At 71.6% G+C, this 13,794-nt stretch carries 11 protein-coding genes, 1 pseudogene and 1 riboswitch; of the genes and pseudogenes, 5 read left to right on the top strand and 7 right to left on the bottom strand.

Going from position 1 to position 13,794, the window contains the following annotated elements; all coding sequences use genetic code 11:
• Nucleotides 1-62: 62 nt before the first annotated feature.
• Together FS532_RS07185 and FS532_RS07180 are read right to left on the bottom strand one after the other, a co-directional pair.
• Nucleotides 63-1,085: a LacI family DNA-binding transcriptional regulator gene (locus tag FS532_RS07185; RefSeq protein WP_144751943.1), complete on the bottom strand. Its 1,023-nt coding sequence runs from the start codon at nucleotides 1,083-1,085 to the stop codon at nucleotides 63-65.
• Nucleotides 1,064-3,085: an aldo/keto reductase gene (locus FS532_RS07180; protein ID WP_144751940.1), complete on the bottom strand. Its 2,022-nt coding sequence runs from the start codon at nucleotides 3,083-3,085 to the stop codon at nucleotides 1,064-1,066. Before FS532_RS07180 ends, FS532_RS07185 begins: the two co-directional genes overlap by 22 nt.
• 189 nt (nucleotides 3,086-3,274) lie before the next feature.
• Between FS532_RS07180 and FS532_RS07175 the strand changes: the two genes are divergently transcribed.
• The 5 genes from FS532_RS07175 to FS532_RS18655 all read left to right on the top strand — a co-directional run bounded on the left by FS532_RS07175 (nucleotide 3,275) and on the right by FS532_RS18655 (nucleotide 7,369).
• Nucleotides 3,275-4,582 carry an ABC transporter substrate-binding protein gene (locus FS532_RS07175; protein ID WP_144751937.1) on the top strand — a complete coding sequence of 436 codons (1,308 nt, stop codon included), beginning with the start codon at nucleotides 3,275-3,277 and terminating at the stop codon, nucleotides 4,580-4,582.
• The gene (locus FS532_RS07170) at nucleotides 4,579-5,613 is read left to right on the top strand and encodes a carbohydrate ABC transporter permease (RefSeq protein WP_144751934.1); all 1,035 of its coding nucleotides are present in this window, start codon (nucleotides 4,579-4,581) and stop codon (nucleotides 5,611-5,613) included. The genes FS532_RS07175 and FS532_RS07170 overlap by 4 nt, the downstream gene beginning before the upstream one ends.
• Nucleotides 5,610-6,524, top strand: a complete 915-nt coding sequence (locus tag FS532_RS07165) for a carbohydrate ABC transporter permease (RefSeq protein WP_079236635.1) — start codon at nucleotides 5,610-5,612, stop codon at nucleotides 6,522-6,524. The genes FS532_RS07170 and FS532_RS07165 overlap by 4 nt, the downstream gene beginning before the upstream one ends.
• A 58-nt stretch (nucleotides 6,525-6,582) precedes the next feature.
• Nucleotides 6,583-7,131, top strand: a complete 549-nt coding sequence (locus tag FS532_RS07160) for a TetR/AcrR family transcriptional regulator (protein ID WP_079236636.1) — start codon at nucleotides 6,583-6,585, stop codon at nucleotides 7,129-7,131.
• A gap of 67 nt (nucleotides 7,132-7,198) precedes the next feature.
• A complete protein-coding gene (locus tag FS532_RS18655) occupies nucleotides 7,199-7,369 on the top strand; it encodes a hypothetical protein (protein WP_186321946.1) in 171 nt (56 codons plus the stop codon).
• 428 nt (nucleotides 7,370-7,797) lie between these two features.
• Here FS532_RS18655 and ribH read toward each other — a convergent pair whose 3' ends face one another.
• The 5 genes and pseudogenes from ribH to FS532_RS07135 form a co-directional block, all read right to left on the bottom strand.
• A complete protein-coding gene (ribH, locus tag FS532_RS07155; protein WP_144751931.1) occupies nucleotides 7,798-8,277 on the bottom strand; it encodes a 6,7-dimethyl-8-ribityllumazine synthase in 480 nt (159 codons plus the stop codon).
• Between the two features lie 29 nt (nucleotides 8,278-8,306).
• Nucleotides 8,307-8,930, bottom strand: a pseudogene (gene ribB, locus FS532_RS07150) (3,4-dihydroxy-2-butanone-4-phosphate synthase); the annotation flags it as partial.
• Entirely contained in the window at nucleotides 8,931-9,560 is a 630-nt protein-coding gene (locus FS532_RS07145; RefSeq protein ID WP_144751924.1) for a riboflavin synthase, read from the bottom strand.
• A 91-nt stretch (nucleotides 9,561-9,651) separates the two neighbouring features.
• A riboswitch (FMN riboswitch) is annotated at nucleotides 9,652-9,786 on the bottom strand.
• Nucleotides 9,787-9,958: 172 nt separating this feature from the next.
• On the bottom strand, nucleotides 9,959-12,370 hold the full coding sequence (locus FS532_RS07140; RefSeq protein ID WP_144751921.1) for a bifunctional lysylphosphatidylglycerol flippase/synthetase MprF: 2,412 nt from the start codon (nucleotides 12,368-12,370) through the stop codon (nucleotides 9,959-9,961).
• Nucleotides 12,367-13,707 (bottom strand): alpha/beta hydrolase, encoded by a 1,341-nt coding sequence (locus FS532_RS07135; protein ID WP_144751918.1) that lies wholly within the window; start codon nucleotides 13,705-13,707, stop codon nucleotides 12,367-12,369. Before FS532_RS07135 ends, FS532_RS07140 begins: the two co-directional genes overlap by 4 nt.
• Between the last annotated feature and the right edge of the window lie 87 nt (nucleotides 13,708-13,794).

Below are 13,794 nucleotides of genomic sequence, written 5' to 3'. Positions count from 1 at the left end.
GTGCCAGCCCGCACCGTGCCTCCCGTCCGCTGTCCGGTCCCGCCCAGGGCGGGCCGCAGTCGTCAGGCCGACTCGCGCAGGAGCAGGCGGTGGCGCACGGTGCGCTGCACCGCGTCGCCGTGGCGAGGGAGCTCACCGGCGAGCATGCCGAGAGCCAGCCCGAGGGCCTCGCGCGCGACGGCGTCGAGGTCCACCGCGAGGGTCGTGAGCGTCGGCGAGACCAGCCCACCGAGCGGTAGCCCGTCCACGCCGACCACCCGGACGTCACCGGGCACGTCGACCCCGCCTCGTCGGCAGGCCTGCAGCACGCCGAGCGCCATCACGTCGTTGAACGCCAGGATCGCGTCCTCGCGGCGTCGGCGCCGGAGGATCCGCGTCGTCTCCTCCGCGCCGCACTCGGCCGTGCCGTGCGGGGCGTGCACCAGCTCCGGCAGGTAGCCGCGTCGACGGAGTGCCTCCATCATCAGCACCCCGCGCACGCTGGTGTGCTCGGGCGACGAGTTGTCGAGGACCACGGGGTGCCGGACGCCGGTCGCCACGAGGTGGTCGGCGAGGTCCTCGATCGCGTCGGCCGGGTCGATCCAGACGGCCGCCGTGGGCGGGTCGGTGGAGGGGTCGAGCTCCACCATCGGCACCGTGCCGAGCAGGTCGTTCCAGCGCTCACGGCGGGACCCGAGGTACCCGATCACGACGTCCGTCTGGGAGCCGAGGGCCTGCACCATCCGGTCGGCGTCGCTCGCGAGGTCGACGTCGGCGAGCATCACGTTCCAGCCCTGCTCCGCGGCGAGCCGGAACACCGCGGAGGCGAGCTGCGGCGTGTACGGGTTCCGGAGGTCGTTGACGACCAGGCCCAGCTGGTGGTCTCCCCCGGTGACGAGGCCGCGACCGAACCGGGACGGCCGGTAGTCGAGCTGCTCGGCGGCCGCGAGGACCCGCTGCTTCGTCGCCGCGCTGATGCCGGACATGCCGTTCATCGCACGCGTGACGGTCTGCCGGGACACCCCGGCGGCCGCTGCGACGTCGATGATCGTCGCCCGGCCGCCGGGGGCGGGGACCGGGTCGGTCAGTCGCGGAGGTCCAGCCATGCCACCTGTTCGGGAGTGAGGTCGACGGAGAGCCCCGTCATCGAGGACCGGGCTTCCGCGATCGTACGCGGTCCGAAGAGCGGGAACGTCGGGAAGGGCTGGTTCAACACGTACGCGAGCGCGACCGCCGTCGCCGGGACCCCGAACTGCTCCCCGAGCTCCCGCGCGCGACGCAGACGTTCGAAGTTCTCGTCGGAGTAGTAGCAGCGCACGAGCTCGGCGTCGCTCGTGTCCTCCGGCTTCGCACGGCCCGTGAAGAAGCCACGCGCCTGGGACGACCACGGCAGGAGCGGGACCTGACGCTCCTCGAGCCACTGCTTCGACGCAGCGTCGGTCGCGTGCCGGCACCCCGCCCACGGCACGTCGTACGCCTCGGCGAGGCCGAAGTGGTTGCTGAGGACCTCGAACTCGTGCTTGCCGTTCGCGCGGGCGTACTCGTTGGCCTCGTCGAAGCGGGCGGTGCTCCAGTTCGAGCCGCCGTACACGCGGATGCGGCCCGCGCGGCGGTGCTCGTCGAGGACGTCGACGAACTCCCCCACCGGGATGTCCTCGTTGTCGCGGTGCATCATGTAGATGTCCGCGTAGTCGGTGCCCTGGCGCTCGAGGCTCTCCAGCAGCTGGCGGGACAGGGACTCCGGGTCGCAGAACGGCGTGTGCGCGCCCTTGGTGATGACGACCACGTCCTCGCGCACACCGCGGTTCTGGATCCACTTGCCGAGGCGCCCCTCGAGCACGCCGCCGCCGTAGATGTACCCGGTGTCGAAGACGTTGCCGCCCTGCTCGACGAACAGGTCGAAGATGGCGCTGGCGTGGGCCAGGTCGGGCTGGTTGTCGACGCCCATGACCAGACGGGACATCCGCTTGCCGACGCCGGGGACCTCGCCGTAGCGCATCGGGTTGCCGTCCTGCACCCGCAGGGGTTCCCCGCTCACGGTGGGGATGTCGGCCGTCTCCGCCTCGAACGGGAAGCGGAGGCCGATCGCGGCACGCCACTTGTCGAGCGTTCGGGCGGCGGCGAGCGACTCGTCGAGGGTGAACTCGGGGGCGTCGACCCGGCCGGCGGCGAGCGCGGCGGTGGTCGCGTCGGCCTCGAGCTCGTAGGGGCGCGCACCGGCGAAGGAGAGCGTGCGCGGGTCCTCGTCGACGGTGCGGACCTCGATCGTCGGGTCGTCGCCCAGGGTCCACGGGTCGGTCAGCGTGATCTTCCCGGTGGTGCCGTGCACGACCACGGCGTTCTCGTCCTGCACGCGGACGCCGGTGCGGACGTTCGCCGTGATGCCGTTCCTGTAGGTGAGCTCGGCCACGGTCCACTCGTCGACGCCGGTCGGGCCGAGGGTCCCGGTCGCCGTGAGCTCGGTCGGCTCGGACACGTGCTCGCCGCTGGCAGCCTGCACGATCGCCGCGGCCATCGTCACCGGGTACCCACCGACGTCGAGGATGCCGCCGCCCGCGGTGTCGACGTCGAACAGCCGGCCGGTCCGGCTGCCGGCACGGAACGCGAACGAGGCGTCGATGTGGGTGACCTCGCCGATCGCGCCCTGGCGGACGAGGTCGAGCAGGGCCGCGGTCTGCGGGTGGAAGCGGTACATGTACGCCTCGACGAGCGGCAGGCCGGCCTGGCGTGCGGCGTCGGCGAGCGCCATCGAGGTGCCGTGGTTCGGCGAGAGCGGCTTCTCGCACAGCACGGCCTTGCCGGCGGCGAGCGCGGCGAGCACCAGGGCTGCGTGACCGGTGTGCACCGTGGAGACGTACACGGCGTGCACCCGCGGGTCGGCGAGGACCTCGTCGTAGGTCAGGGCGGCGACGTCGGCGAAGCCGTGCTCGGCCGCTTCGTCCGCGAACGCCTGCGCACGCTCGGTCGACGAGCTGCCGGCGGCCACGAGGGTCGCCCCGGCGGTGCTCGACGACAGCTGCGAGAGGAAGCGGCGGGCGATGCTGCCCGGCCCGAGGACGGCCCAGTTCTGGGTGCTGGTGGCGGTGGTCGCGGTCTGCGCTGACATGCGGATCCCTATCGTGTCGTGAACCTTCACGGTCGCAATGACCGTAATGCCCTGATGCCGCCGTTGCAATGATGTTGTTGCTTGACACGGCGTGTCGGTCGGGGCATGCTCTGCACCACTTCGTGAGCGTTCACGGTCGAACGCTCCGGATGTCTCCACCGCGATCTCAATGACGAGAGCAGGTACTCCGTGACAGCAGCACCATCGACCAGTCTCAGCCGGCGGGGGTTCCTCGCCGGTGCGGGCGCCCTCGGCGCCCTCGCCACCACGGCGCTCCTCGCCGGGTGTTCCACCGGCACCGCCATCTCCAAGGACCCCGACGAACTGGTGCTCTGGTACTGGAACCGGTCCCTCGACCCGAAGTTCCTGCAGCAGGCCGCCGGCGGCATCAGCGGGCACGAGCCGAAACGTCTCCGGCCCGACCTGATCGGCGGCGCGTCGTACGACACGAAGTTCCGGACGGCGCTCGCCGGCAACGCGTTCATCCCCGACGTGCTCATGGTGAACTCGAACTGCTGGCTGTACTTCCCCGACGAGGACCTGTTCACCGACTTCGACGACCACGGCGGCCGGGCCAAGCGGAGCGAGTACTACGACTGGAAGAGCGCGCTCGGCCGCACCCCGAGCGGTCGACAGTGCTTCTGGCCGGTCGACACCGGGCCGACGGGGTTCTTCTACCGGCAGGACGTCCTGGCGAAGGCCGGGCTGCCGACCGACCCGGACGAGGTCTCCGACGCCATCGCGACCTGGGACGGGTTCCGGTCGTTCGGCGCGAAGATCCGCAAGGGGGCCGGCGCCGCGACCGTGATCACCGCCACCCAGCTCTTCAACCAGTACGTCTTCGCCAGCCCCACCCGGTACTTCGACCGCGACGACCGGCCGGTGTTCGAGCAGGACGACAGCTCCGTGCGCCGGGCGTGGGAGAACGCCGTGGCGTGCATCCGGTCCGGGCTCACCGGGAACCTGCAGTCCGGCACCGACCAGAACGCCGGATGGGTGTCCGGTCGGGTCGCCGGCCAGATCGAGGGGGCCTGGTGGACCCAGGTCATCCACGACACCGCACCGGACGCCGCCGGGAAGTGGCGGATCGCCCGGCAGCCGGAGCGGCCGGGCAACAGCGGCGGCTCGTTCCTCGCCGTCCCGAAGACCTCGAAGGACCCGGCTGCCGCCGCCGCGTTCGCACAGTGGATCACGTCACCCGAGGTGCAGTCGCACACGTACAACGACGTGCAGCTGTTCCCCTCGACACCGGCGTCGTTCTCGAACGGGCTCATGAAGAACCCCGGCAACTACTTCGGCGACCAGGACCCGCTCGGGTTCTTCAACGCCTCCGCCATGGACGTCCCCGTCACGTACATCTCGAACTCGGAGCGCTTCATCGGCGCGTTCGCGACCGAGATCACGAACGTCGAGTCCGGCAAGTCGCCGGACCGCGCCTGGCAGGACGCCGTCGACCAGACCAACCGGGTACTCGAGAAGCGCGGGGTGCAGGCATGAGCACGAAGCAGGCACCCCCGACGACGAGCATCCCCGCCGTCGTGGGCACCCCGACGGCGTCCATCACCACGGCCGCGACCGGCGGGCGGTCCGGTCTCCGCCGCTTCTGGCCGCAGTACGTCGCGATCGCGCCGTTCTACGTCCTGTTCCTGGTGTTCGGGCTGTTCCCGATCGTCTTCTCGATCGTGCTGTCCTTCACCGACTGGGACGGTGTCGGCTCCCCCGCGTTCGTCGGGCTGGCGCAGTACGAGTACCTGCTCGGCGACCCCCGGTTCTGGAACGCCGTCGCCAACACGTTCCTGATCTGGATCATGTCCACCGTGCCGATGCTGTTCCTGGCGCTCGTGCTCGCGTTCCTGCTGCACGGCGACATTCGCGGCAAGGGCCTGTACCGGGTGGCGTTCTTCATCCCGAACGTCACGAGCATGGTCGCGATGGCGATCGTCTTCGGCTCGGTGTTCTCCGACGGCTTCGGCCTGGTGAACGCCGCGATGAAGGCACTCGGGGCCGACCCGGTGGGGTGGCTGTCGTCGTACTGGGGCATCAAGGTCACGATCTCGGTGATGGTGATCTGGCGCTGGACCGGGTACAACGCGATCATCTACCTCGCGGGCCTGCAGTCGATCTCCACCGAGCTCTACGACGCGGCGAAGGTCGACGGGGCGAACACGTGGCAGATCTTCTCGCGGATCACGGTGCCGCTCCTCCGGCCGGTGATCCTGTTCACCGTCATCACGTCGACGATCGGCGGGCTGGGGCTCTTCACGGAGCCGCAGATCCTGTTCAACGGCCAGGCGGTCGGTGGCCCGGACGAGGCCGGCATGACGATCGTGCTCTACCAGTACGAACAGGCGTTCAACCAGTTCGACTTCGGGTACGGCTCGGCGATCGCCTGGGTGCTGTTCATCTTCTCGGTGGTCTTCGCGATCATCAACTGGCGACTGCTCAGTGAACGCGACGGCCTCAAGACCCCGCGGCGACTGCGGACCCCGCGCGCCGTCCGCACCGCTCCGAAGGGGGTCGACGCATGACCGCGACACCGACCACGACGACGACCAACACCGCTGCGGCGCTCGGCCGACCGGGTGCCGCGGGCCAGGACCGCGGTCACGCGTTCCGCCGTGGATGGGTGGGCACCGCCGTCACGCACCTGTGCCTGATCGTCGGTGTCGTGCTGTCGATCTTCCCGTTCTACTGGCTGCTCGTGATGTCCACGTCGACGAACGCGGAGATCTTCGGGTACCCGCCGTCGCTGTGGTTCGGCGGCAACGCGCTGGCGAACGTGGCGTCGGTGTTCAGCAACGTCGACATGCTCCGGGCCCTGCTCAACACGGTCATCGTGGCGGGTGGCACGGCAGTGCTCGTGATGCTGTTCGACTCGCTCGCCGCGTTCGCCTTCGCGAAGTACGAGTTCCCGTTCAAGCGGTCCCTGTTCACCGTGATGCTCGCCACGTTCCTCGTCCCCGGCAGCCTGTCGCTGGTGCCGAGCTTCGTGCTGATGGCCCACCTCGGGTGGATCGGCGGCCTGCAGGCGTTGATCATCCCCGGCGCCGCGAACGCGTTCGGGATCTTCCTCCTCCGGCAGTTCGCGACCGGGTCGATCCCGAACGAGGTGATCGACTCGGCCCGGGTCGACGGAGCCGGGTTCTTCCGGACCTGGTGGTCGATCGCGGTCCCGATGCTCCGGGGTGGTCTGGCGTTCCTCGGGATCTTCACGTTCATCACGGCGTGGAACGACTACGTCTGGCCGCTCATCGTGCTCATCGACCCGAAGGGCCAGACGCTGCAGGTGGCGCTGGCCGGGCTGAGCTCGGTGAACGCGACCGACCTCGGTGCCGTGATGGCCGGCGCGGTGATCAGCGTGTTCCCGTTGATCGGGGTGTTCATCATCGGTTCGCGACACTTCATCGCGAACATCGCAGCCGGTGCGCTGAAGGGATGAGGCCGTGGGCGGCAGCGCGTGTCCCGCGCTGCCGCCCACGAATCCCTAGACTCACCCCATGGCAAGTGCTCGCGACCGTGTCCTCGACAGCTTCGTCGCCATCGTGTGCGAAGAAGGGGAACGCCCGGCGACCCTCGACGCTGTGGCCGCCCGCGCCGGTGTCTCGAAGGGCGGATTGCTGTACCACTTCGGGTCGAAGGCCGCGCTCGTCGAGGGCCTGTGCGAGCGCCTGTCCGACCTGTCCGCCATCGACGTCGAGCGGATGCGGGACGCCGAGGACGGCGCTGCGCGCTACTTCGTCCGCAACTGCCAGTTCGTCGGCAGCGAGCTCGACCTCGCCCTCCTGGCGGCCAGCCGACTGCAGCAGGCCGGGTACGAAGAGGCCGGCCGGACCCTCGACGACACCGAGAACGCCTGGCTGGCGACGCTGGTCGACTCGCTCGGTGACGCGCCGACCGCCCAGGCGATCAAGCTCATGGGCGACGGGCTGTACCACGCAGCGTCCCTCGGTGCAGCGAGCGCCGGCCGACCCGACCGCGCGAGCGTCGACATGGAGCCGCTCCTCGCCGTCGTCGACCGCTTGATCGCCACCCGACCCGGCGCGTGAACGACGTTCCCCGCTCCTGGGGATAGACTGGGTGCGATCCACCCGCCTGACATCCGGAGGTACCACTGTGGGCCGCGTCATCGCCGCTGTTTTCTCGATCCTGCTGCTGCTGGTGTCGATGTACCTGTTCGGTTTCGCGTTCCAGGTGAGCTCGGGTCAGGCATTCGTCTTCATGGGCGGTCTCGTGCTCATGTGCCTCTCGTTCTTCCTGCCGATCCACGTCTTCGGCAAGCGGTAGTCAGCACCGCAGACACGAACGGCCCCGCACCTCTCGAGGTGCGGGGCCGTCGTCGTTCCGTGCGCTGGCCGCGCGCGCGTCGGGATCGCGCCCCGTGACGAACAACGCGCCCCGACAGAACGGGGCGCGATGTCCGGAACGGGGCGCGACGTCCGCCGCACGGCGCCCGGCACCGGCCGTGGCGGCGCTCCGGCCTGGAGGCACGGATCACCCCTGTCAGGACGTCCCGGCCCGCACGCACCGGGATCGCGCCCCGCAACGAACATGGCGCCCCACCAGAACGGGGCGCGACGTCCGCAACGGGGCGCGATGGTCGCCTCAGCCGGCGACGCCGCCACCAGCGTGCGACGCAGGCATCAGTCGGCGACGCCGCCACCAGCGTACGACGCAGCCACCAGCGTGTGAGGCCGCCACCAGCGTGCGACCGCCTACGCGAGCACGCGCAGCCGCCGCAGCGTCACCGCCGTCGACACCGCGGCGTGCACGGCCTCGGCGCCCTTGTCCTCCTTCGACCCGGGCAGCCCGGCACGGTCGATCCCCTGCTGCTCGTCGTCCAGGGTCAGCACGCCGAACCCCACGGGCTTGCCGGTGTCGATCGCCACGCGGGTGAGCCCGCTCGTGGCCGCGTCCGACACGTACTCGAAGTGCGGGGTCCCGCCGCGGATGATCACACCGAGGGCGACCGCCGCGTCGAACCCGGACTCGAGCGCAGCCTTCGCCACGACGGGCAGTTCGAAGCTCCCCGGGACGGGGATGATCTCGGCCGTGGCACCGAGCCGTTCGACCTCGCGCTGCGCCCCGGCGAGGAGCCCGCCAGCGATCTGGTCGTGCCACTGCCCGGCGACGATCGCCACCCGGATCCCGGTGCCGTCGACCTGGTCGCGGTCCGCCGCGCCTGCTCCGCTCATCGTGTCGTTCCCTCCGTGGACAGGACTTCCGCCGCTGCCCGGTCTGCCGCGTCGAGCCACTCGACGAGTGCGGCGATGGTGATGACGGGCACGCCTTCTCGGTGCCCGAGTTCGACGAGCCGCGGCAGGCGCATCATGCTGCCGTCCTCGTCGACGATCTCGCAGATCGCCGCCGCGGGACGCAGCCCGGCGGCGGTGACGAGGTCGATCGCTGCTTCGGTGTGGCCCGCACGCTCGCGGACTCCGCCCGGCCGTGCGCGCAGGGGCACGACGTGGCCCGGACGGTGCAGGTCGTCGCGCACGGAGGCCGGGTCGGCGAGGACCCGCAGCGTCCGGGCGCGGTCGTGCGCGCTGATCCCGGTGGTCACCCCGACGGCCGCATCGACGGTCACCGTGTAGGCGGTGCCGCGGACGTCCTCGTTGTGCTGCACCATCGGCGGCAGGTCGAGCGCGTCCGCGATCTCGACGCTCACCGGGGCGCAGATGAACCCGGACGAGTGTGCGACCGTCCAGGCGATCCACTCGGGGGTCGCGAGTTCGGCGGACAGGATGACGTCGCCCTCGTTCTCACGGTGCTCGTCGTCCGCGACGATGACGGGACGGCCGACCGCGATCGCGGCGAGGGCGTCCTCGATGCTCGACAGCGCGTCCACCTAGACCGCCTCGGCGACCCGGTCGAGCCGCAGCATCCGTCGGACGTGCCGCGCCAGGACGTCGGTCTCGATGTTGACCCGGTCCCCCGGTACGCGGGCGCCGAGGGTCGTGGCCTCGAGGGTCTCCGGGATGAGGCTCACCTCGAACCAGGCGTCGTCGACCGGGGTGTCCTCGTCGGAGACGGCGCTCACCGTGAGCGAGACGCCGTCGATCGCGATCGAGCCCTTGTCGACGACGAGCGGGCTGAGCTCCGGCGCCAGCGAGAACCGCACGCGCCGCCAGCCGTCACCGTCGTCGGTCTCGAGGACCGTGGCGGTGCCGTCGACGTGCCCCTGCACGATGTGGCCGCCGAGCCGGTCGCCCACGGAGGCCGCACGCTCGAGGTTCAGGCGGTCGCCGACGGCGAGCGAACCGTGCGCGCTCATGTCGAGCGTCTGCTTCATGACGAAGGCCGTGAAGGTCTCCGGGGTCTGCTCGACGACGGTCAGGCAGACGCCCGAGGTGGCGATGGAGTCGCCGTGCCGCGCGTCCGCCACGACGAGCGGGCCGCGGACGGTGAGCGCGACGGAGTCGCCGTGCTGCTCGACGGCGGTGACGGTGCCGAGTTCCTCGATGATGCCGGTGAACACTGGTGTCCTCTCAACGGGACTCCGGGGGCGTTCGACGATCGTCGGCATCGACGGACGGGTCGCACCCACGGTTCGTGGGACGTCTCGTCCGCCAGCGCGCCTCCCATCCGGACTCTCACCGTCGGTCCCGGAGTTCCACCGGGTCAACCTCTGCCGGGTTCGCACCCGTCATCAGTTCGTGGACTGTCACCACCGGTTCGGAATTACACCGACCCCGGAGCGCTTGCGTACCCGGAACGATACCCCACACGGATGACGAGGACACCGCACCGGTCGTGCGGACGTAACGGGGCGTCGTGGAGGCGCGCTGCGCCGGACGGGAGGCACGGGGCGGGCCCGCACCGTGCCTCCCGTCCGCCGTGTGGTCCCGTGGGCCGCGGGACGGACGCGTGGTCCGCTCAGCCGCGACCGCGCGCCAGCGCGACCGCCTGCCGGAGCGACAGGTCGGGCAGGTAGGCGCGGACGACCGCGATCCCGATCGCCGGCAGCGCGACCGGGTCCGGGTACGCGAGCACCAGCGGGTGCAGGTCCGGCCCGAACTTCAGCTTGAACCGCAGGAGCGACCGGAACCCGTACACCGGCTCGAGCACGCCGCCGACGAGGCCCAGCAGGTCCTGCACACCCTCGTTCGCCGGTGAGCGCTCGGAGGCCTGGGCGAGCGGCGCGGCGGACAGGCTGAGCCGTTCGACCCCGTCCTCGCGCATCTGGTCGGCCGCACTGGCGACGAGGAACTCCATGACCCCGTTCGGCGCAGCGCCGGTCCGGCGCATGACGTCGAGCGTCCAGCCGACGACCCGCCCCTCCCGGTGGCTCGGCAACCAGCTCGTGACCGCGAGCACCGTGCCGTCGGGGTCCTGCGCGACGAGGGTCCGGACGGCCGGGTCCCGCATCTCGTCGACGCCGCCGAGCGTGAACCCCATCTCGGGCAGCTCGCGCTCGGCGACCCACTCCTCGGAGATCGCCTCGATCTGCCGCGCGGTCGACGACGGCAGGTCCTGCCAGCTCGACCACGTCGCGGTGAGGCCCTCGCGCTTCGCCTTGTTCACCGAGGTCCGGACGTCCTGCTTCTTCTTGCCGCTCGTCGTCCAGGTGCGGGGGTCGAGGTCGGCGTCCTCCGCGACCGGCAGCGTTCCCCAGCCCTGCGCGGTGAGTGTGCCGGCGGCATCCGTGCCGATGCCGTAGAAGACGGCCGTCCACCCGTTGTCGTCGCACCACCGGGCGAACGCGGTCATCGCCCCCTGACGGGCGTCGGGCCAGCCGAACGGGCCGCCGACCGTGACCGCGACGCGGCCGTTGCGGCGGAACGCGACGCCGGCCCGGCCGTCGGCGGCGAACCAGTAGGCGTTGCCGTGCCACGTCGTCATCCAGCCGAACGCGTCGCCGCCACCGGCTTCGAGGAGGGCTCGGGCACGCTCCCGGTCCCGGCGCGTGCCGTCCGCGTCGGCGTCCGGTTCCACGGCGCCGGTCGGGCGGACGGCCGCGAATGCGATGACGAACCAGAGCACCGGGCCGGCGAGTCCGATCACGACACGGAGCATCGGGTGCAGCGACGGGAGCCGGTCCCAGAACGTCACCGGGGCGATCGGTCCGAGTGCCGCGACGGCCAGGCGGAGCGGGTCCTCGACGTGCTGGGGCGACGACGCCGCGGTCACGAGGACGACGGCGACGATGGTCCCCGCCGCAGCCGCCACGGTCACCGCGAATGCCACGACACGGCGGCGGGAGGGCAGCACCGTGAAGGACCGCCGGAGCAGCACGAGGACGACGGCGGTCGCGAGCGGGACGACGATCGACGCGGCGATCGACACCCCGACGATGAACTGGTCCTCGCTCCCGTGCAGTCGCTCGACCTTCCCGGGGACCGCCCCGTACGTGACGGCCGCGGCGAGCGCCGTCACCACGTCGACGACGACCACGAGCCACACGGCGAAGCGGCTGCCGCGGAACAGCCCGAGGCCCGCGACGACGAGGACCAGCAGCGGTGCCGCGGCGAGGACCAGGCTCCAGGGGTCGGTCGCGCGGTACGCGAGGAGGGAGCGGAGGCACTCCCCCGCGACCCCGTCCGCCCGGCAGCCCCGCACGGGTGTGACCGGTCCGGCGCCGACCACGGCCGCGAGCGGGGCGAGGATGCCGACCCGGGCGCGGGAGACGAGCGCGATGACCGGTCCGACCGCCGACACGAGGACGACGGTGCCGAGCAGCACCCGGGTCTCGCGGTGGGAGCTCCGGGCCCAACCGTTCCGCTTCGGCGTCCGGCGCAGGAGCTCACCGAGGACCCAGCCCGCGCCGGCGGCGAGGACCGCGTAGAGGTCCGAGGCGTGTCCCGCGTAGAGCAGGAGCGCCGCGACCACCGCCAGCGCGTTCACCCGGATGCGGCGGCGCCAGAGCGGACCGGCGAACGCGCTCGCTGTGACGATGGTCCCGACGATCGCGGTCCACGGGTCGAAGCTCGTCGCCCGCCCGAGCAGCAGGGGCCCGACGTCGCGGCCGTCCGTGTCGACGAAGGCGCTCAGCGCACCGACCCCGGTCCCGACCACCGTCGTCACAACGAACGCGAACGCCGTCCGCCACGATCCCATCAGGCGTTCGGCGGCACCGACCAGGACCACGACCCCGGCGAGCGTCAGCAGGAGCGCCAGCACCCCGGTCGAGACCGCGAAGACCCGGAACGGCCCGTACGAGACCGGCCCGCCGCCGTGCAGGATCCGGAGGACCACGGCGGTGACCGACGTGGCGAGCACGAGGAGGACGATCGTCGTCGTCACGGGGTTCCGGCGGACCGCCTGCCAGGCGCGGCGGACGGGCGTCACAGCGCACCCGGCATCGCGGGGAGCCCGAGGTGTGCGATGACCGTCGGCAGGCCGTGCGCGAGCACGTACCGCACCGTGTTCCAGTCGTGCGCGGACCCCGGCGACACCACGAGCGAGGTCTGCATGCCCTCCCGCTCGGCGACCGTCCGCAGCGCTGCGGTCGAGGCCCGGTACGGCGCGTCGTCCTGCCCGACCCCGAAGACGGTCAGGTGGTCCCGGTACGGGCCGTGCGCCGCCATGATCGCGCTCGGCGCAGCCGCCCGGTACGCGGCGACCGATCCGCCGAAGCCCTCGGCGATGGTGTTCTGGATGCTGCCGGTGCGCGGCGCGAGTTCGCTCGAGATCGCCAGCGCGGAGCCGAACACGTCGGGGTGGGCAGTCGAGAACTGCATCGCGCAGGTCGCCCCCTCGGAGAACCCGACGATCCCCCAGGCGCTCGGGGCCGCCGCCACGGGCAGGTGCGCTCGGATCCAGTCGACGGTGTCGGTCATGACGTAGGTCGCGCTCTTGCCGAGGCGCCGGGAGTCGACGCACATCGGGTTGTGCGCGGGGGCGCCGAGCTGGTCCGGCGCGACGACGATCGGCGCGAGTCCGTGGTGCGCGTCGGCATACCGGTCAAGGTACCGGCCGAGGTCGCCGGTCTGGAACAGGTCGGACGGCTCTCCGGGCTGCCCGGACAGCGCGACGAGCACCGGCAGCGTGGGCGGGTGGGCGGTCCGCGCGGCCGGCGGGAGCCAGACCACGGCCTTGCGCGCCCGGAAGTGCGACACGGTCCCGGGGATCCGGACGCTGAACGCCTCGCCGTCGCGGGGCATCCCCGCCGGAGCCCGCCACCCCGCGGCGTCGACCACCTGGTGGGGCTTCGTGGCGTCCGGCCGTGCGCTCAGCGACCGGGTCGAGTACGGGTTCGTCGCGACCGCCTGCTCGACGTCCTTGTAGAACCCGAAGTCCACGTTCACCCCGAGTCCGGCGGAGAGCGCGACGACCGCGGCTGCACCGACGGCGACGACGCGAAGGGTCCAGCCGCCCTGTACGAGGACCACGACCAGCAGCGCGGTCGCGGCGAACGCGAAGGCGATCCACATCCGGGTCACGGGGGTGAAGGACACCCCGAAGAGGTCGAGCACGTCGCCGGTCCACCACACCACGACGAGACCGATCCCCGCTCCGACCACCAACGACGCCGTCCGGACGAGCACCGCTCGGACCGGGTGCTCGCGCGTCCGACGGAGCACTGGAGCGACCACGACGAACGCGGTCAGCAGGGCAGCGGCGACGTCGATCGGGACGAGCACGTCGAGGCCGGTGATGGGGATCCGCAGGAGGTCGTGGAGCACGGTCTCATCGTGGCGTCGACTGGCTCCCGGAGGGCCTCGGAGCCGCTTCCACTGTGCTCAGGTTCGACATCGAGGCTTCCCAGTTGC

The sequence above is a fragment of the Curtobacterium pusillum genome, from assembly GCF_007673235.1.
GTDB classification, from domain to species: Bacteria; Actinomycetota; Actinomycetes; order Actinomycetales; family Microbacteriaceae; genus Curtobacterium; species Curtobacterium pusillum_C.
Note: the sequence above shows the minus strand (reverse complement) of the source record. Positions and strands in the feature narration are given on the sequence as shown.

Excerpts from the sequence above, each read along its gene's own strand:
- FS532_RS07160 (WP_079236636.1), top strand. The coding sequence starts at position 6,583 with ATGGCAAGTGCTCGCGACCGTGTCCTCGACAGCTTCGTCGCCATCGTG.
- FS532_RS07180 (WP_144751940.1), bottom strand. The coding sequence starts at position 3,085 with ATGTCAGCGCAGACCGCGACCACCGCCACCAGCACCCAGAACTGGGCC.
- FS532_RS07165 (WP_079236635.1), top strand. The coding sequence starts at position 5,610 with ATGACCGCGACACCGACCACGACGACGACCAACACCGCTGCGGCGCTC.
- FS532_RS07170 (WP_144751934.1), top strand. The coding sequence starts at position 4,579 with ATGAGCACGAAGCAGGCACCCCCGACGACGAGCATCCCCGCCGTCGTG.
- ribH (WP_144751931.1), bottom strand. The coding sequence starts at position 8,277 with ATGAGCGGAGCAGGCGCGGCGGACCGCGACCAGGTCGACGGCACCGGG.
- FS532_RS07185 (WP_144751943.1), bottom strand. The coding sequence starts at position 1,085 with ATGGCTGGACCTCCGCGACTGACCGACCCGGTCCCCGCCCCCGGCGGC.